The organism is Rhizobium sp. 007 (assembly GCF_015353075.1).
Taxonomy (GTDB): Bacteria; Pseudomonadota; Alphaproteobacteria; order Rhizobiales; family Rhizobiaceae; genus Rhizobium.
The window spans coordinates 3,389,305-3,406,213 of the sequence record NZ_CP064187.1; the positions used below are offsets into that span (position 1 = coordinate 3,389,305).

Consider the following 16,909-nt stretch of genomic DNA (forward strand, 5'->3'; position numbering starts at 1 on the left):
CTTATCCGGCCGGTTTCCTGATCCAGTGATCTGCATTCTTCCCGCCGAACGTCGCTTTCGCAGGAAAGCCGTCCGGCATTTATTTGACGGGCACATAAAATGACAGCTTCCGGCGTCCGCGTCCGAATCGCTCCCTCGCCGACTGGCGAGCCGCATGTCGGGACCGCTTACATCGCTCTCTTCAATTATCTTTTCGCCAAGAAAAACGGCGGCGAGTTCATTTTGCGCATCGAGGATACCGATGCTACGCGCTCGACCCCGGAATTCGAAAAGAAGGTCCTGGATGCGCTGAAATGGTGTGGCCTGAAGTGGTCGGAGGGCCCCGACATCGGCGGGCCCCATGGCCCGTACCGCCAGAGCGACCGCAAGCATATCTACGGCGAGTATGTCGAAAAGATTGTTGCCGCCGGCCACGGTTTCCGCTGTTTCTGCACGCCGGAGCGTCTGGAAAAGATGCGCGAGGCGCAACGCGCCGCAAACCTGCCGCCAAAATATGACGGCCTCTGCCTGAGCCTCTCGGCAGAAGAAGTCACCTCGCGCATGGCGGCAGGCGAACCCTCTGTCGTGCGCATGAAGATCCCCGCCGAAGGCTCCTGCAAGTTCACCGACGGGGTCTATGGCGACGTGGAAATCCCGTGGGAAGCGGTCGACATGCAAGTCCTCTTGAAGGCCGACGGCATGCCGACCTATCACATGGCAAACGTCGTTGACGACCACCTGATGAAGATCACCCATGTCGCCCGCGGCGAGGAATGGCTGGCTTCGGTTCCAAAGCACATCCTGATCTACCGGTATCTCGGCCTCGAGCCACCGGTGTTCATGCACCTGTCGCTGATGCGCAATGCCGACAAGTCAAAGCTGTCGAAGCGCAAGAACCCGACCTCGATCTCCTATTACACCGCGCTCGGCTATATCCCCGAGGCGCTGATGAACTTCCTCGGCCTCTTCTTCGTCCAGATCGCTGAAGGCGAAGAGCTGATGACGATGGACGAGCTCGCCGAAAAATTCGACCCGGAGAACCTCTCCAAGGCGGGCGCGATCTTCGACATCCAGAAGCTCGATTGGCTGAACGGCCGCTGGATCCGCGAGAAGCTTTCGGAAGAAGAGTTCCAGCATCGCGTCCTGCAGTGGGCGATGGAAAACGATCGCCTGAGGGCCGGTCTTGCGCTCTCGCAGTCGCGCATCTCCAGGCTTGGCGAACTGCCGGACCTCACGGGGTTCCTGTTCAAGTCGGACCTGAACCTTGATCCATCCGCCTTTGTCAAGATCAAGTCGCCGCCGGAAGAGATTCTGGAAATCCTCAACACGGTGCAGCCGGACCTCGAAAAGATCCTTGAATGGAACGTCGAGTCGATCGAAGCCGAGCTGCGCGCTGTTGCCGATCGCATGGGCAAGAAGCTGAAGGTGGTCGTCGCACCGCTTTTCGTCGCCGTCTCCGGCTCATCGCGCTCGCTGCCGCTCTTCGATTCCATGGCGATCCTCGGCCGGGCCGTCGTACGCCAGCGCCTGAAACTGGCGTCTCAGGCGGTCGCCTCCCTCGTCGGCCCGAAGAATTGAACCGGACGTTTGCATCATGACTGAAAAGACCGAAACAGCGACCCTTTCCTCCGACGCAACGGAAGTCCGCGCCCAGAAGCTGAAGCTGCTGCGCGAACAGGTCGGCGATGTCTATCCGGCGCATTTCCACCGGACGATCACCAATGCCGAACTCGCTGCGAAATACGAGGGCCTGGAGCCGGACACCGAGACACAGGATGTCGTCACCGTCGCCGGCCGCGTCTATTCCTCGCGCAACTCCGGCATGTTCATGGACATCCATGACGCTTCGGCCAAGATCCAGATCTTCAGCCACAAGGACACGACGCCGGAAGAGGCTCGCGCCCTGCTGCCAATGATCGACATCGGCGACATCATCGGTGTGACCGGCGTGGTGCGCCGCACCAAGCGCGGCGAACTGACGATCAACGCGCAACAGATCACCATGCTGACCAAGTCGCTTTTGCCGATGCCCGAGAAGTGGCATGGCCTCTCCGACATCGAGCTGCGCTACCGCAAGCGTCACCTCGACATCATGACCAACGAGGAATCGAAGCTCCGTTTCCAGCAGCGTTCGAAGATTGTCTCCGGCATCCGCCGCTTCATGGAGAATGACGGCTTCATGGAAGTCGAGACGCCGATGCTGCAGTCGGTGTACGGCGGTGCGACCGCCGAACCCTTCAAGACGCATCACAACACGCTCAAGCTCGACATGTACCTGCGCATCGCGCCGGAACTGTTCTTGAAGCGCACGCTGGTTTCGGGCCTCACCGACAAGGTCTTCGAGATCAACCGCAACTTCCGCAACGAAGGCGTCTCGACAAGGCACAATCCCGAATTCACCATGATGGAGTGCTACTGGGCCTATGCCGACTACGAGGACATGATGGACCTCGTCGAACGCATGTTCGCCGAGCTTGCCATTTCGGTCCATGGCAGCACGGAATTCACCTTCGTCGACAAGCAGATCTCCTTCAAAGGCCCGTTCCGCCGTGTGCCGATGCCTGACGCCGTCAAGGAAGCGACCGGCATCGACTTTCTGGCGATCAAGACCGACGAGGAAGCCCGCGCCGCCACGAAGGCCGCCGGTTTCGAAATCGAGAAGGACGCAACCTGGGGCGAATGCCTGGCCTTTATCTTCGAGGAGAAGGTCGAAAGCACGCTGATCCAGCCCGCGCACGTCACGCATTTCCCGAAGGACATCTCGCCTTTCGCCAAGGAAGTGCCGGGCGAGCCGCGCCTTGTCGAGCGTTTCGAGACCTATTGCAACGCCTGGGAACTCGGCAACGCCTTCTCGGAACTCAACGATCCAGAAGAGCAGCGCAAGCGCATGGTCGAACAGCTGGAGCAGGCTCACGCGCGCGGCGAAAAGGAAAAACAGCTGGACGAGGAATTTCTGGACGCAATCGACCAGGGCATGCCGCCCGCCGGCGGTCTCGGCATCGGCGTCGATCGCCTGATCATGCTGCTGACGAATTCCGCCTCGATCCGCGACATCATCCTCTTCCCGGCCCGCCGCAGTAAGGCGGACTGAGCAGATTGAAAAGGCGGACGGCCGATGGTCGTCCGCCTTTCGCATGCCCAATGATCAATGGCCGGAGGCAGGAGCAGCCTTGATGCCTTCTGGCAGAGAAACGGCTTCGCTATCCGGTGGCGCGCCCCCTTCGCCGCCTTTTTCGTTGCCCTCGCCTGCGGTTGCAGCGACAGCCGTCGGATCAATGCAATCGGAGCGTTGCTTGAACGAGGCGTTCAGCGCCTGGATTTCTTCGTCCGGCAAATCGATGCGCTCGCCGAAAAACAGGCCGTTCTCGCTCGCCTGACCATCGTAATAGCGGGCAGTATAGGGTTTGCCGTTCAGCCCTTCGACCAACTGGTCGGGATGCGGGATATAAACCACATCGGCGCCGATCGCCCTGCCACGAATATCCGAACGCAGCGTTGGACCGTTTTCATCGAGGACCACGACCTGTACCAGATCGGGCCTTTCTTGCGCGTAAATGGCTTGCGCCACGCGGAGCGCCGTCTTGACCCGTGTCATGCCGTCCGTCGGCTCGGTCTTGATGTATTTGCGAATCCAGACGCGATCCTGCTTCTTGATGGTCACCAGGTTGACATCGGTGCAGGAGACGCCGTTCGCCTCTTCCAACACCTGGCCGATGATGTTGTCCCTGCCGATATAAAGGGCAACACCGCCGGAAGCGCCTATAAACAAGGCCAATCCGCCGATTACAATCACCAATTTCCGGGAGGGCCGGAAGATGCGCAGTAAGGCCTTCACGCCAACTGCTCCGCCATCGAAAAAACTCCAACGCAATACATGCGAGTGAAGCTAGTCAAACGACGTTTCGGAATGCTTAAGTGGTCTTTCGAGAAACATACCAATTCGGGCTAAAGACCAAAAAAGGTCCGCCACCCGATGTGCTTGCCATGATCCGTTTGGCCGTGCTCTAAAACACGCATGGCCTTCACCCTTCGCCAGATCCAGTATTTCGTCGCCGTTGCCGAGCAGGGTTCGGTGACGCGCGCCGCGCAGAATCTTTCCATCTCGCAATCCTCGATCACAGAAGCGCTGAAGGAGCTGGAAACCGACCTTAGCGTCGAACTCTTCGAACGCCACCCGCGCGGCCTGACGATCACGCACAACGGTCACCAGTTCCTCCGGCATGCGACAAAAATTCTAGCCAGCGTCTCCGATGCCCGGGCCAGCTTTTCCAGCCTGCAAAGCGCTCTTTCCGGAACATTGAATATCGGCGTCACCTCGCTGGTCGCAGGCTATGTTCTTTCCGATCTTCTGGCGCGGTACCGCCGCGCCTGCCCCGGTGTGGAGGTTAGTGCAATCGAAGACAATGGCGGCTATCTGGAGCATCTGCTGGTCGGCGGTGAACTCGATGTCGCGGTCATGGTAATCTCCAACCTGCGCGACCGCATGGCGCTGCAGGCGGAGATCCTCGAAACCTCGCCCTATCGTCTCTGGCTGCCGATGGGCCACCCGTTGGTTTCGGCCGACATCATCTCGGTTGCCGACATTGCCCGCGAGCCGCTGATCATGCTGACGGTCGATGAGATCGAGGAGAACACCGGCAAGCTGCTGTCGGCGCTCGGCGCCCGCCCGCATGTCGCCTTCCGCACCCGGTCGGTGGAAGCCGTGCGCAGTCTCGTTGCAACAGGCGCCGGCGTCGCTCTGCTTCCCGATCTCGTCTACCGCCCCTGGTCGCTGGAAGGCGACCGGATCGAAAGCCGCGATGTCTCCGGTTCATTGCCAGTCGTCCAGGTCGGCATGGTCTGGCGCAAGGGTTCCAGCCTGCCGCAAGCGGCGCGAGATTTCGTCGGCATTGCGGAAGCGATGCGATCCGGCCGTGCGCGATGACGATATCGGAATTTCCGATATCGTCTTTCTGATAAATGAATTTGCGAAACCGGATATTTCAGCGCACCTTTCAACCGGGAACAAAATGCCGCAACAAGCGGCACAAACCGGGAGACAGACGATGAAGTACCTTCTGAAATCGTGCACTGCTGCCCTCGCAAGCTTGAGCTTCGTGACGCAGGTGGCTGCTGCCGAACCGTTGAAGGCCTTGGACAAGGGTGAGGGTGCGGTCAGCATCGTCGCCTGGGCCGGCTATATCGAGCGCGGCGAAACCGACAAGAATTACGACTGGGTTACCGATTTTGAAAAGAAGACCGGCTGCAAGGTTTCCGTGAAGACGGCGGCGACCTCGGATGAAATGGTGGCGCTGATGAACGAAGGTGGCTTCGATCTCGTCACCGCTTCGGGCGATGCTTCGCTGCGTCTCGTTGCCGGCAAGCGCGTGCAGCCGATCAATACCGATCTCATTCCGAGCTTCAAAAACCTCGACGAACGCCTCCAGAGCGCTCCGTGGCATACCGTCGGCGGCGTCCACTACGGCGTGCCCTATCTGTGGGGGCCGAACGTTTTGATGTACAACACCGATGCCTTCAAGGATAAGGCCCCGACGAGCTGGAAGGTGGTATTCGAAGAAGAAACGCTGCCTGATGGCAAGTCCAACAAGGGCCGCGTCCAGGCCTATGACGGACCGATCTACGTCGCCGATGCTGCCATGTACCTGATGGCCCACAAGCCTGATCTCGGTATCAAGGATCCCTACGAACTCAATGAAGACCAGTATAAGGCAGCCCTCGATCTGCTGCGCGGCCAGCGCAAGCTTGTCTCCCGCTACTGGCATGACGCGATGATCCAGATCGACGACTTCAAGAACGAAGGCGTCGTCGCATCCGGCTCCTGGCCGTTCCAGGTGAACCTGATGCAGGCCGACAAGCAGAAGATCGCCTCGACCTTCCCCGAGGAAGGCGTCACCGGCTGGGCCGACACGACAATGCTTCATGCCGACAGCGAGCATCCGAACTGCGCCTATATGTGGATGGAGCATTCCCTGTCCGCCAAGGTCCAGGGTGATGCCGCCGCCTGGTTCGGTGCCGTCCCCTCCGTTCCGGCAGCATGCAAGGGCAACCAACTGCTGACCGATACCGGCTGCACCACCAACGGCTTCGACCACTTCGACAAGATCAAGTTCTGGAAGACGCCTGTTGCCAAATGTACGACACAGAGTGAGTGCGTGCCGTATCATCGCTGGGTGTCGGACTATATCGGCGTGATCGGCGGGCGATAGCCAACACCCAGGCAGAATGATTGCCCCTAACCCTCTCCCACACGCAGGGAGAGGCGACATGCCCCAAGACCTCTCGCCGCTATCCGAAACGCCCCGAGGGGCGAGAGCATCGCGCTTGCGGGGAGAAGGCGCCCGGCAGGGAGGATGCGGGGCATCATGTATAACTCGGAGACCCCAATGACACCCGCCGTCCGTTTCCAGCAGGTTTCGCGCCATTTCGGCCAGGTTCGCGCCGTCGACGGCGTCGATCTCGAAATCGCACCGGGCGAGTTCTTCGCGATGCTCGGTCCGTCGGGCTCCGGAAAGACGACCTGCCTGCGTCTGATCGCCGGCTTCGAACAGCCGACGGATGGGCATATCGAGATTTTCGGAGAAACGGCAGACGGTGTCCCGCCCTACCGCCGCAACGTCAACACCGTCTTCCAGGACTACGCGCTCTTCCCGCATCTCAACATCCTCGACAACGTTGCCTACGGGCTGATGGTCAAGGGCATCGGTAAGGCAGAGCGCACCAAGGCGGCCGAACAAGCGCTGGAGCTGGTGAAACTTCCGGGCTACGGCGCCCGCCGCCCCGGCCAGCTCTCCGGCGGCCAGCGGCAGCGCGTGGCACTCGCCCGCGCGCTCGTCAACAAGCCGAAGGTCTTGTTGCTCGACGAGCCGCTTGGCGCGCTTGATCTGAAGCTGCGGGAGCAGATGCAGGAAGAATTGAAGAGCCTTCAGCGCGCACTCGGCATCACCTTCGTCTTTGTCACCCACGACCAGGGCGAGGCGCTCTCCATGGCAGACCGCGTCGCCGTCTTCAACAACGGCGGCATCGTGCAGGAGGGTACGCCGCAGGATATCTACCGCCGTCCGAGGACACGCTTCGTCGCCGATTTCGTTGGTTCCTCGAATGTCATCGCGCCAGATGTAATGACGTCGCTCGGCGGCGAAAAGCGCTGGGCAAGCCTGCGCCCCGAAGCGATCCATCTCTCCGGCGACGGCATGGAGGCGGCGGTCGAAAACACCAGTTTCCTTGGCGCCGCGACTCGCCTGACGGTCGGCATGAGGGGCACGCGCCTGCATGTCACACTACCCGCAGGTGCCAATGTGCCGGATATCGGAGCCAGCGTGCGCCTGGCTTGGCAGCCGGCCGACGTGCATTACATGGATGATGCAGCATGACAGCGCTCGCCCTGACAAAGCCTGGCGTTACGACCTCCATCTTGCCCGGCCGCGGCGGATTCTTCGGTGGATTGTCGGACGCGTTTTGGCGCCATCCGAAGCTACTGCTTTTGCTGATGCTGACGCCGCCGCTGCTCTGGCTCGGCATCATCTATATAGGCTCGCTGATCGCACTGCTGCTGCAGAGTTTCTTCTCGATCGACGATTTCTCCGGCTTGATCAATTACGAGTTCACGCTCGCGACGTATGCCGAGCTGCTGAACCCAACCAATTTCGACATCATCGTCCGTACCGTCGTCATGGCGGTCATGGTGACGATCGCATCCGCCGTCATCGCCTTCCCAATCGCCTACTACGCCGCGCACTATGCGCAGGGAAAGTGGAAGGCGTTTTTCTATCTCGGTGTCATGCTGCCGCTCTGGTCGAGCTATCTCGTCAAGGTTTACGCTTGGAAGCTGATCCTCGCCAAGGAAGGCATCCTCACCTGGATTTTCGCCAAACTGCATCTCTCATGGCTGCTCGACGCCATTCTCACGCTGCCGGTCGTCGGCGGCAATTCGCTTTCGGTGAGCTATCTCGGAACCTTCGTCGTTTTCGTCTATATCTGGCTGCCCTACATGATCCTGCCGACGCAGGCCGCTCTCGAGCGCGTGCCTGCAAACCTGATCGAGGCCGCCTCCGATCTCGGCGCCACGCCGGGCCAGACCTTCCGCACGGTGCTGTTCCCGTTGGCGTTGCCCGGCATCGTCGCCGGCTCAATCTTCACCTTCTCGCTGACTCTCGGCGATTACATTATCCCGCAGATCATCGGTTCTTCCCGCCTCTTCATCGGCCAGGCGGTCTATGCGCAGCAGGGCACCGCCGGTAACGTGCCGCTTGCCGCCGCCTTCTCCGTCGTGCCGATCGTCATCATGGCCATCTATCTCTGGCTTGCAAAAAAACAGGGGGCCTTCGATGCGCTCTGACCGAGGACACCGCTCCCCTCTCCCCCTGAAGATCGCAGCCGCGAGCGGGCTGCTTTTCCTGCATCTGCCGATCCTTTTGATCTTCGTCTATGCATTCACCACCGAGGAGAAGAGCTACCAGTGGCCGCCGCCGGGGCTGACGACGCAGTGGTTCGACGTGGCCTGGAACCGGCGTGACGTCTGGGCAGCTTTCGGCCTTTCTGTGCAAGTCGCCTGCATCGCCACCGCTATCGCCCTGGTGCTCGGCACGCTTTGTGCTGCCGCCGTCAGCCAGACGAAGTTCTTCGGCCGCGAGGTCATCTCTTTGCTCGTCATTCTGCCGATCGCCCTTCCCGGTATCATCACCGGCATTGCGCTGCGCTCGGCCTTCAGCCTGTTCGACATCCCGTTCTCGGTCTGGACGATCGTGCTTGGCCACGCCACCTTCTGCGTCGTGGTCGTCTACAACAATGCGGTCGCCCGCTTCCGCCGCACCTCCGGCTCATTGATCGAAGCTTCGATGGACCTCGGCGCCGACGGCTTCCAGACTTTCCGGTACGTCATCCTGCCGAATATCGGCACCGCGCTGCTTGCCGGCGGCATGCTTGCCTTCGCGCTCTCCTTCGACGAAGTCATCGTCACCACCTTCACCGGCGGCCAGCAATCGACGCTGCCGATCTGGATGCTCGAAGAACTCATCCGCCCGCGCCAGCGCCCGGTCACCAACGTGGTCGCCATGGCCGTCGTGCTCGTCACCTTCCTGCCGATCCTGGCAGCCTACTACCTCACCCGCGACGGCGACCAAATCGCCGGAGCCGGCAAATAAAAGGGAGAACATCATGGACACCCAGATGCTGATTGGATCCCGCTTCGAAACGGGCACGGAAACGGAAGAGCACATCCTGAACCCGAAGACGGGCGAGACGGTGCTGAATCTGCCGGAAGCCTCGTTCGGCCAGATCGATGCCGCTGTGGAAGCCGCCGGGAAGGCTTTCAAGCGCTGGTCGCAGACGACACCCGCCGAACGCTCCGGCTATCTGCTGAAGATCGCCGATGCCATAGAGAAAGACGGACAGTGCTTTGCCACGCTCGAAGCACTGAACTGCGGCAAGCCGATCAACGCCGTGCTCAATGATGAAATCCCGGCGATCGTCGATTGCTACCGTTTCTTCGCGGGCGCTGTCCGCAACCTGCACGGTCCGGTTTCCGGCGAATACCTGCCTGGTCACACCTCGATGATCCGTCGCGATGCAATCGGCATCGTCGGCTCGATCGCGCCCTGGAATTATCCACTGATGATGATGGCCTGGAAGCTGGCACCCGCGATCGCCGGCGGCAACACCGTCGTCTTCAAGCCTTCCGAACAAACGCCGCTGACGGCTCTGAAGACGGCGAAACTGCTCGCTGACATCCTGCCCGAGGGCGTCGTCAACGTCATCCTCGGTCGCGGAGAAAGTGTCGGCAATGCGCTGATCAACCACCCGAAGATCGCCATGGTCTCGATCACCGGCGATGTCGCGACCGGCAAGAAGGTGCTGCAGGCGGCCGCCAAGTCCGTCAAGCGCACGCATCTGGAACTTGGCGGCAAGGCCCCCGTCATCGTCTTCGACGACGCCGATATCGATGCGGTCGTCGCAGGCATCCGCACCTTCGGTTACTACAACGCCGGCCAGGACTGCACCGCCGCCTGCCGTATCTATGCTGACGCCAAGGTCTACGACAGGTTCGTCGCCGATCTCTCCTCGGCGGTTTCCTCGATTAAGTTCAACCAGGCCGAGGACACTGAAAACGAGATCGGCCCGCTGATCTCCAAGCGCCAGCGCGACCGCGTCGAAAGCTTCGTCACCCGCGCTGCCGAGCACAAGCACATGGAAATTACAACCGGCGGCAAGACCTCAGGCGACAAGGGCTTCTTCTTCACGCCAACCGTCATCGCCGGTGCCACGCAGGATGACGAGATCGTCCGCCGCGAAGTCTTCGGCCCGGTCGTCTCCGTGACGCGCTTCACCGACGTCGAGGATGCCGTCACCTGGGCGAACGACAGCGACTATGGCCTTGCCTCCTCCGTCTGGACCAAGGACATCAGCTGCGGCATGAAGACGGCCGCGCGCCTGCAATATGGCTGCACTTGGATCAACACACATTTCATGCTGGTCAACGAAATGCCGCATGGTGGTCTCAAGCAATCCGGCTACGGCAAGGACATGTCCGTCTATGCGCTAGAGGATTACACCGCCGTCCGGCACGTGATGATCAATCATGGTTGAGTAATATTCCAACCAGTATCAGTTGTGATCAAGACCGTCGCAGACAACTGCGGCGGAACAATTTGGTCTTTCCTGCGTCCTCTTCTGTATCCAACGCAGAGGAAACATCCATGCTCAAATGGGCTCTCATATTTCTCGTCATTTCGCTGGTTGCCGGGTTCTTCGGTTTTTCCGGCATCTCAGCCGCCACCGCAACGATCGCGCGCGTCCTTTTCGGCATCGCCCTCGTCATCTTCCTGATCTTCCTGATCCTGGCACTGATCGCCGGCCAAGCGGTTCTCTAAGAACGGCGTGGCTTGCCTAGAGCAGGCTCGCTCCGACATTGATCGCGAGTGCCAGGATCGTCGTATTGAAGAGAAACGACAGCACTGCATGAAGCAGCGCGACCTTGCGCATCGTCATGGTGGAGACGGCAACATCAGCCGTCTGCGCCGCGACGCCGATCGTGAATGAGAAATAGAGGAAGTCCCAATAGACGGGCTCTTCGATCCTGTCCGGAAAAATCAGGCCTTCACCCTTGTCAGGTCCGCCGTAGAATCGATGGGCGTAGTGGATGGTGAAGAGCGTGTGCAGGAAAACCCAGGAAACCAGGATCGTGACCACCGCCGCGCAGGCCCTGGCGAAGGCGACATCAGGTGGCGCTTCTTTCACGGAATGCAGCTCGAGCCCAATGCCAGCAATGCTTGCGAGCGCCGCCGCGATCGACAGGAACAGTACGAAGGTGTCGGAAAAATCCAGATCTTCCGCTCGCTTCCTGATATCCGCGACTGTCGCCCGAAGCATCCTTCGCCAACTGATACATGTAAAAACGATGGCCGTCACGTTCCAGCCGACCAGCACGTTCTTGGCGTTCACATCCCGGGAGGTGAGAAGCAGGAAAACTACCAAGCCCACGATGAATGCAATGATGATGCTCAGATGCCGGACGGCATAGGTCATTATCGAACTGCGCTGATCGTCATCCGCCATGTCTTTCCTCAGGCTTTATGCCATTGATATCATCACGAAAAAGGCGCGGCCGCCATTGGCAACCGCGCCTTTCAGCCGTTTTCTGTGAAGACGTCAGGCAGCAGCGAGCTGCAATTCCTTCTGGACCATCGTGCGAAGCGCCGTCAGGTCCTTGGCGAAGGCGCGAATGCCTTCGGCAAGCTTTTCGGTTGCCATCGCATCTTCGTTCATCATCCAACGGAAGGTCTTCTCGTCGATTTCGATCCTCGGCTCGGCCTTCTTCGTGTCCGGCGAGAGCTTGCGGACCAGCGTGCCCTGATCGTTGGCGAGTTCGTCGAGCAGCGCCGGGCTGATGGTCAGGCGGTCGCAACCCGCCAGTGCTTCGATTTCACCGGCGTTGCGGAACGAGGCGCCCATGACGATCGTCTTGATGTCATGCGCCTTGTAGTAATTGTAGATGTCACGGACAGACTGAACGCCCGGATCCTCTTCCGCAGTGTAATCCTTGCCGGTCGACTTCTTGTACCAGTCGAGGATGCGGCCGACGAAGGGCGAGATCAGAAAAGCCTTCGCATCGGCGCAGGCAATGGCCTGGGCCTTGGAAAAGAGAAGCGTCAGGTTGCAGTCAATGCCCTCCTTCTGCAGGACTTCCGCGGCGCGGATGCCCTCCCAGGTCGAGGCGAGCTTGATCAGAATGCGGTCGCGCTCGATGCCGCGCTCCTTGTAGGAGGCGATGATGCCGCGCGCTTTGGCGATCGATGCTTCAGTGTCGAAAGAAAGGTCAGCATCGACCTCGGTCGATACGCGACCCGGCACGAGCTTCGACAAGGCGGCACCAACGGAGATCGCAAGACGATCGGCGACGGCTGCGCCAACCGCATCGCTGTTTCCGCCCTGTTTCTTGCCCCAGGAGACGGCTTCCTTGATTGCATCGGCAAACATCGGCGTTCCGAGCGCCTTCAGAACGATGGTCGGATTGGTCGTGCAATCCACCGGCTTCAGGCGGGCGACAGCCTCGATATCGCCGGTATCGGCGACGACCGTGGTCATGTCGCGGAGTTGGTCAAGCTTGGATGTCATGGTCAAAATCCCTTGTGAACTCGAACTGCTAACTTGAGCTGCGGACCGGCGCGAGCTCCGCCCGGCAATGAGGTAGTCTACAGACAGATGAGTTTGCTGCAGGCGAAAACGCGTGCCTTCCCATGTGCCCGCACATTGTCCTCCTCGGACAAACGACTGTGTCGGGAATGACTATCGCCATTCCGAAATGAGAAAGTCAAGGACATTTGTGCATTTCAATTGACATAAGTGTCATGCCCGTCATTATCGCTTGGAACAAGGAAAATGGCCCTGTTTTTTCCGCCTCCGGATGCAAGTAGGGTGAAACTCAAGCAGGAGAAGATGTGGCCAAGCTGAAACGCGGCACGCACACGGCTTACTCAGAAGCCTCCTCGCTGAGGCTACGCGCCGCGTGGCTCTACTACAATCAGGGCCTGACGCAGAAGGACGTCGCCGAGCAGCTCGGCATAAGCCGCACGACGGTCATCCGCTTGCTCGACGAGGCGATGAAGCGCAGCGAGGTGCAGATCTGGATCAACGATTCGATCGGCGACTGCGTCGAGCTTTCCGTGAAGCTGGAGCGCGCCTACGGGCTCGACGAGGCAATCGTTGTCCCCGCTCCCGTCGGTTCCGACGTCGATAGTCTCGCAAAGAGCGTTGGGCTCGCGCTCGGCCAGTTCCTGTCCGAGGCGATCCCCGACGACTATACGATCGGCGTCGGCTGGGGGCGCACGATGACGGCTTCGCTTTCGAGCTTCCGGCCGCCCCGACGCACCAATTGTAAGGTGGTCTCGCTGCTAGGCGGCATCGTCGCCGTGCACCAGACAAACCCCATCGACTATACGTGGCGGCTTGCAAGCCAACTTGGCGCTGAGTGCTACATGTTCCTCTCGCCGCTGCTCGTGGATTCGGTCGAGACGAAGCGCAATCTGATCGAGAAATGCGGACTGGACACGATCTACCGGCTGGCGGAAGACCTTGATCTTGCGATCGTCAGCTGCGGCGACATCGGCCCGCATTCGACATCTCTGTCGGAAGGCTGGATTTCCAAGGCCGAACTGCAGCAGCTGATCGACGCCGGCTGCGTCTGCGACACGATGTTCAATTTTCTGGACAAGGACGGCAACACCGTCGATCACTCGATCAACAGCCGCGTGATGTCGGTCGATCTGGACACCCTGAAGAAGGCACGGCACATCGTGCTCTCTTCAGGGGGCGCACATCGCGCCGTCGCGATCCGTGCCACCATCCGGCGCATCGGCTGCAATACGCTGATCACCGACGAGAGCGCCGCAAAGGCGCTGCTCGAACTAGCCGAAATTCATGCCTGACCGGCTTCCCACCCCAGTATCGCCCGTTTGCGGGTGAGACCCCAATGGTAGCCCGTCAAGTCGCCATTTTTCCCGAGCGCACGGTGGCATGGCACAACGAAGGAGATCGGATTGCGTCCAATCGCAGCACCGACTGCACGCGATGCCGTCGGCTGGCCGATATCTTTAGCGATGTCCGAATAAGTCATCGCTTTGCCAAGCGGAATCTTCAAAAGACTCTCCCAGACGCGGACCTGAAAATCCGTGCCGATGAGCACGACGCGCAAAGGCTGGTCTGCAGACCACTTTCCGGGCTCGAAGATGCGCTCTGCATAAGGCGTGGTTGCCTGCCGATCTTCGACATATTGGGCATTCGGCCAGCGGCAGGTCATGTCTTCGAAACAGGCGGCCTCGTCGCCGAGATCGCTGAAGGCAAGGCCTGCAAGGCCGCGATCGGTGGCCATGACCAGCGCGACGCCGAAGGGCGACTGGTGGAAGCCGTAGCGGATCGTCAGGCCGCCGCCCTTTGCCTTCCATTCACCGGGTGACATGGCCTCATGGGTGACGAAGAGATCGTGAAGACGGCTTGGACCGGAAAGACCCACCTCGATCGAAGTTTCAAGCAGCGGCATGTCTTCGTTGCGCAGCAACCGCTTGGCATGATCGAGCGTGACTGCCTGCAGGAAGGCCTTGGGCGAAAGCCCGGCCCAGCGGGTAAACGTCTTCTGAAGCTGCGTCGGCGACTGGTTGAGCCGCGCGGCAATCGCCTCCAGCGACGGCTGGTCGCGATAGTCCTCGGTGATAAGTTCGATGACCTGACGGACGGTCTCGTAGTCCGGACCCTCCGGCGTGGTGTCTCTGTTCAGATTGGCGATCATATTCATCGTTCTTCTCCTTGTAACAAGGAGATAGTCAAGGGGAGCACCGCAAGCCACCCGTTTCTTGCGCAACGTTTAAATACGCTGCTTGACTGTCGCAAGCGCTCCTTTGAAGGCCTTGGCAAAGCTTTCGCGATCATCCGGATTGAGGAAGGAGCCGATATCCGTCCGCCGGCCCTCGCCAAAAATATGCATGGAAAGAATGCCGATTTCCTGGTGGCGGCGGACGAGGAAACGCGCCCAGAAGGGATTGAAGTGATGCTCCACCATGCGTCCGGAAGGCGCGAACTTGCGGATCGCGACATCGGTGCGCGAAACGGTCACTTCCTCGCGCGCCCTGCCGGAGCGGTAGTTGAGCCAGAAGGCACCGTAGAGCAACGCGAAATCCAGCCCGAAGAAGAAGCCGATCGGCCAAGCACCGGTAACGACGAAGAATATCCCATAGATGAAACAGACGGCACCGGAAATCAGCAGCAGCACCCTGAAACCCTTGCGGCCGAGCGACCGATAAGGGAAAAGTTCGGCTGCAAAAACAGGCTGTTCGTTCGCCCGCCCGGCGTTGCTTTCCGTCATGGCTGATGAGTATAGATTGTCGATGCCCGAACCGAAACTCAAATCCGTCCGCAAAACACCGCAAAACTCGAAAGTGATCACCCGCCGCAAGGCCGTCCCGGTGCGCACCGCGTATTCGCAAGCCGAGCGCGAGGAGATATTCCGCCGCTTCTCGATCCAGCGGCCGGAACCCAGAGGCGAGCTGGCACACACCAATCCGTTCACGCTCGTCGTTGCCGTGGCACTCTCCGCCCAGGCGACGGATGCCGGTGTCAACAAGGCGACGCGGGCGCTTTTCAAGGTGGCAGATACGCCGGAGAAGATGTTGGCGCTCGGCGAGGAACGCCTTCGCGACTACATCAGGACGATCGGCCTTTACCGCAACAAGGCGAAGAACGTCATGGCGCTCTCGCAAATGCTGGTCGATGAATTCGGCGGCGAGGTTCCGCAGAAGCGTGAGGAACTCGTGCGCCTGCCGGGCGTCGGTCGCAAGACAGCGAACGTGGTTCTATCGATGGCCTTCGGCCAGGCGACGATGGCGGTGGACACGCACATCTTCCGCATCGCCAATCGCATCAAGCTGGCGCCGGGAAAGACACCGGACGAGGTCGAGGACCGCCTGATGAAGGCGATCCCCAGTCACTACCTTTATCATGCCCACCACTGGCTGATCCTGCACGGCCGCTACACGTGCAAGGCGCGCCGCCCGGAATGCGAGCGCTGCGTGATCGCCGATCTCTGCAAATCGCCGGAAAAGAGCTGCGACATACCGGCGCCGCTGGTCGAGCTACCGCCGCAGGTGATCGGCGAGGCCGTCGAATAGCCGAACCTTCGGCCTCCTCAAACTGATTACCGGTGAAAACCGAGATCCCGTTGGGAAATCAGCTTGTAGAGATGAACCATCATGCCCGCCGCAAAAAGCGGCGTCAGCAGATTGAGGAAGGGGATAGCCAGGAAAGCGGCGATGACCAAACCGCCGAGAAAGACGGTAGAAGCGTGCTTTGCCCTGAAGAGCCGGGCCTCCTCCGGCGAACGGAAGCGCATGGCGGCGAATTCGAAGAATTCCCGGCCGAGCAGATAACCGTTCACCAGGAAGAAGGCAATCAGGTTCACGCCCGGGATGAAGAGCAGGAGGAGAGCGACAATATTGCCGGCAATCACCACGCCCAGGAACTTGAGTGAACTCGCAATTGCCGGGCCGATCGGCATCGCCGTTCCCGGGGTATCCTCGGGATAATCCCGCTTCTCCACCACTTCCGCCACGTCATCGAGAAAAAGGCCGGCAATCAACGCCGTCACGGGCGACAGCATCAGCGCCAGGCCCAAGGCAAGACCGATGCTTGCGAGAATGACAAAGACGAAGCTCAGCCAGCCGGCCCAATCCGGAATTTCCGGAAAGAAGCCCGCGATCCACGGAAACAGCAAAGTCATGAACAAGCTTCGCAGCACGAACCAGAGCCCAATGAGAACCAGGATCGTAAGCCCCAGCACCTTCCAGAAAACAGACCGGGTTTCCCGTGCAAAAAGGTTGAAAAACGCAAGGCGCGCGGCATCGAGGATCATTCTTCGCATCTCCAGGTTATATCTGCGCATGTAGGAATC

General features: G+C 60.0%; 17 protein-coding genes. 11 read left to right on the forward strand and 6 right to left on the reverse strand.

Features of this window, described 5'->3' with window-relative positions:
• Nucleotides 1-99 precede the first annotated feature (99 nt).
• Together gltX and lysS are read left to right on the forward strand one after the other, a co-directional pair.
• Nucleotides 100-1,557, forward strand: coding sequence for a glutamate--tRNA ligase (gene gltX / locus ISN39_RS16595; RefSeq protein ID WP_194728243.1), 1,458 nt, complete (start codon nucleotides 100-102; stop codon nucleotides 1,555-1,557).
• 16 nt (nucleotides 1,558-1,573) lie between these two features.
• Nucleotides 1,574-3,070: a lysine--tRNA ligase gene (gene lysS / locus ISN39_RS16600; RefSeq protein ID WP_194728244.1), complete on the forward strand. Its 1,497-nt coding sequence runs from the start codon at nucleotides 1,574-1,576 to the stop codon at nucleotides 3,068-3,070.
• Between the two features lie 54 nt (nucleotides 3,071-3,124).
• Here lysS and ISN39_RS16605 read toward each other — a convergent pair whose 3' ends face one another.
• Nucleotides 3,125-3,814: a hypothetical protein gene (locus ISN39_RS16605; RefSeq protein ID WP_194728245.1), complete on the reverse strand. Its 690-nt coding sequence runs from the start codon at nucleotides 3,812-3,814 to the stop codon at nucleotides 3,125-3,127.
• Nucleotides 3,815-3,994: 180 nt separating this feature from the next.
• Here ISN39_RS16605 and ISN39_RS16610 point away from each other — a divergent pair, with 180 nt between their 5' ends.
• From ISN39_RS16610 to ISN39_RS16640, 7 genes are all read left to right on the forward strand, one after another.
• On the forward strand, nucleotides 3,995-4,903 hold the full coding sequence (locus ISN39_RS16610) for a LysR family transcriptional regulator (protein ID WP_194728246.1): 909 nt from the start codon (nucleotides 3,995-3,997) through the stop codon (nucleotides 4,901-4,903).
• A 121-nt stretch (nucleotides 4,904-5,024) separates the two neighbouring features.
• Entirely contained in the window at nucleotides 5,025-6,185 is a 1,161-nt protein-coding gene (locus ISN39_RS16615) for an ABC transporter substrate-binding protein (protein WP_074070440.1), read from the forward strand.
• Between the two features lie 177 nt (nucleotides 6,186-6,362).
• Nucleotides 6,363-7,349, forward strand: a complete 987-nt coding sequence (locus tag ISN39_RS16620; RefSeq protein ID WP_074069737.1) for an ABC transporter ATP-binding protein — start codon at nucleotides 6,363-6,365, stop codon at nucleotides 7,347-7,349.
• Nucleotides 7,346-8,314, forward strand: coding sequence for an ABC transporter permease (locus ISN39_RS16625; RefSeq protein ID WP_194728247.1), 969 nt, complete (start codon nucleotides 7,346-7,348; stop codon nucleotides 8,312-8,314). Before ISN39_RS16620 ends, ISN39_RS16625 begins: the two co-directional genes overlap by 4 nt.
• Nucleotides 8,304-9,119 carry an ABC transporter permease gene (locus tag ISN39_RS16630; protein WP_194728248.1) on the forward strand — a complete coding sequence of 272 codons (816 nt, stop codon included), beginning with the start codon at nucleotides 8,304-8,306 and terminating at the stop codon, nucleotides 9,117-9,119. The genes ISN39_RS16625 and ISN39_RS16630 overlap by 11 nt, the downstream gene beginning before the upstream one ends.
• 13 nt (nucleotides 9,120-9,132) lie before the next feature.
• On the forward strand, nucleotides 9,133-10,560 hold the full coding sequence (locus ISN39_RS16635; protein ID WP_194728249.1) for a gamma-aminobutyraldehyde dehydrogenase: 1,428 nt from the start codon (nucleotides 9,133-9,135) through the stop codon (nucleotides 10,558-10,560).
• Nucleotides 10,561-10,670: 110 nt separating this feature from the next.
• Complete coding sequence (locus ISN39_RS16640) at nucleotides 10,671-10,844, forward strand: DUF1328 domain-containing protein (protein WP_022715956.1); 174 nt, start codon at nucleotides 10,671-10,673, stop codon at nucleotides 10,842-10,844.
• 16 nt (nucleotides 10,845-10,860) lie between these two features.
• On the opposite strand, the gene ISN39_RS16645 is transcribed toward ISN39_RS16640, so the two are convergent.
• A complete protein-coding gene (locus tag ISN39_RS16645; RefSeq protein WP_074069741.1) occupies nucleotides 10,861-11,529 on the reverse strand; it encodes a DUF1345 domain-containing protein in 669 nt (222 codons plus the stop codon).
• Nucleotides 11,530-11,622: 93 nt separating this feature from the next.
• Nucleotides 11,623-12,588, reverse strand: a complete 966-nt coding sequence (gene tal / locus ISN39_RS16650; RefSeq protein ID WP_074069742.1) for a transaldolase — start codon at nucleotides 12,586-12,588, stop codon at nucleotides 11,623-11,625.
• A 323-nt stretch (nucleotides 12,589-12,911) separates the two neighbouring features.
• Between tal and ISN39_RS16655 the strand changes: the two genes are divergently transcribed.
• Nucleotides 12,912-13,898, forward strand: coding sequence for a sugar-binding transcriptional regulator (locus ISN39_RS16655; RefSeq protein ID WP_194728250.1), 987 nt, complete (start codon nucleotides 12,912-12,914; stop codon nucleotides 13,896-13,898).
• Here ISN39_RS16655 and ISN39_RS16660 read toward each other — a convergent pair.
• Together ISN39_RS16660 and ISN39_RS16665 are read right to left on the reverse strand one after the other, a co-directional pair.
• The gene (locus ISN39_RS16660; RefSeq protein ID WP_039846177.1) at nucleotides 13,889-14,761 is read right to left on the reverse strand and encodes a bifunctional helix-turn-helix domain-containing protein/methylated-DNA--[protein]-cysteine S-methyltransferase; all 873 of its coding nucleotides are present in this window, start codon (nucleotides 14,759-14,761) and stop codon (nucleotides 13,889-13,891) included. The two genes, ISN39_RS16655 and ISN39_RS16660, sit on opposite strands and share 10 nt — an antisense overlap.
• A 69-nt stretch (nucleotides 14,762-14,830) precedes the next feature.
• A complete protein-coding gene (locus ISN39_RS16665; protein ID WP_074070441.1) occupies nucleotides 14,831-15,328 on the reverse strand; it encodes a DUF2244 domain-containing protein in 498 nt (165 codons plus the stop codon).
• Here ISN39_RS16665 and nth point away from each other — a divergent pair.
• On the forward strand, nucleotides 15,327-16,130 hold the full coding sequence (gene nth, locus ISN39_RS16670; RefSeq protein ID WP_194728251.1) for an endonuclease III: 804 nt from the start codon (nucleotides 15,327-15,329) through the stop codon (nucleotides 16,128-16,130). The genes ISN39_RS16665 and nth overlap by 2 nt on opposite strands.
• Nucleotides 16,131-16,156: 26 nt before the next feature.
• Here nth and ISN39_RS16675 read toward each other — a convergent pair whose 3' ends face one another.
• Complete coding sequence (locus ISN39_RS16675; protein ID WP_074069746.1) at nucleotides 16,157-16,870, reverse strand: sulfate transporter family protein; 714 nt, start codon at nucleotides 16,868-16,870, stop codon at nucleotides 16,157-16,159.
• Between the last annotated feature and the right edge of the window lie 39 nt (nucleotides 16,871-16,909).

Coding starts and splice junctions, on each gene's coding strand:
- gltX (WP_194728243.1), top strand. CDS start 100: ATGACAGCTTCCGGCGTCCGCGTCCGAATCGCTCCCTCGCCGACTGGC.
- lysS (WP_194728244.1), top strand. CDS start 1,574: ATGACTGAAAAGACCGAAACAGCGACCCTTTCCTCCGACGCAACGGAA.
- ISN39_RS16610 (WP_194728246.1), top strand. CDS start 3,995: ATGGCCTTCACCCTTCGCCAGATCCAGTATTTCGTCGCCGTTGCCGAG.
- ISN39_RS16615 (WP_074070440.1), top strand. CDS start 5,025: ATGAAGTACCTTCTGAAATCGTGCACTGCTGCCCTCGCAAGCTTGAGC.
- ISN39_RS16620 (WP_074069737.1), top strand. CDS start 6,363: ATGACACCCGCCGTCCGTTTCCAGCAGGTTTCGCGCCATTTCGGCCAG.
- ISN39_RS16625 (WP_194728247.1), top strand. CDS start 7,346: ATGACAGCGCTCGCCCTGACAAAGCCTGGCGTTACGACCTCCATCTTG.
- ISN39_RS16630 (WP_194728248.1), top strand. CDS start 8,304: ATGCGCTCTGACCGAGGACACCGCTCCCCTCTCCCCCTGAAGATCGCA.
- ISN39_RS16635 (WP_194728249.1), top strand. CDS start 9,133: ATGGACACCCAGATGCTGATTGGATCCCGCTTCGAAACGGGCACGGAA.
- ISN39_RS16640 (WP_022715956.1), top strand. CDS start 10,671: ATGCTCAAATGGGCTCTCATATTTCTCGTCATTTCGCTGGTTGCCGGG.
- ISN39_RS16645 (WP_074069741.1), bottom strand. CDS start 11,529: ATGGCGGATGACGATCAGCGCAGTTCGATAATGACCTATGCCGTCCGG.
- tal (WP_074069742.1), bottom strand. CDS start 12,588: ATGACATCCAAGCTTGACCAACTCCGCGACATGACCACGGTCGTCGCC.
- ISN39_RS16660 (WP_039846177.1), bottom strand. CDS start 14,761: ATGAATATGATCGCCAATCTGAACAGAGACACCACGCCGGAGGGTCCG.
- nth (WP_194728251.1), top strand. CDS start 15,327: ATGGCTGATGAGTATAGATTGTCGATGCCCGAACCGAAACTCAAATCC.
- ISN39_RS16665 (WP_074070441.1), bottom strand. CDS start 15,328: ATGACGGAAAGCAACGCCGGGCGGGCGAACGAACAGCCTGTTTTTGCA.
- ISN39_RS16675 (WP_074069746.1), bottom strand. CDS start 16,870: ATGATCCTCGATGCCGCGCGCCTTGCGTTTTTCAACCTTTTTGCACGG.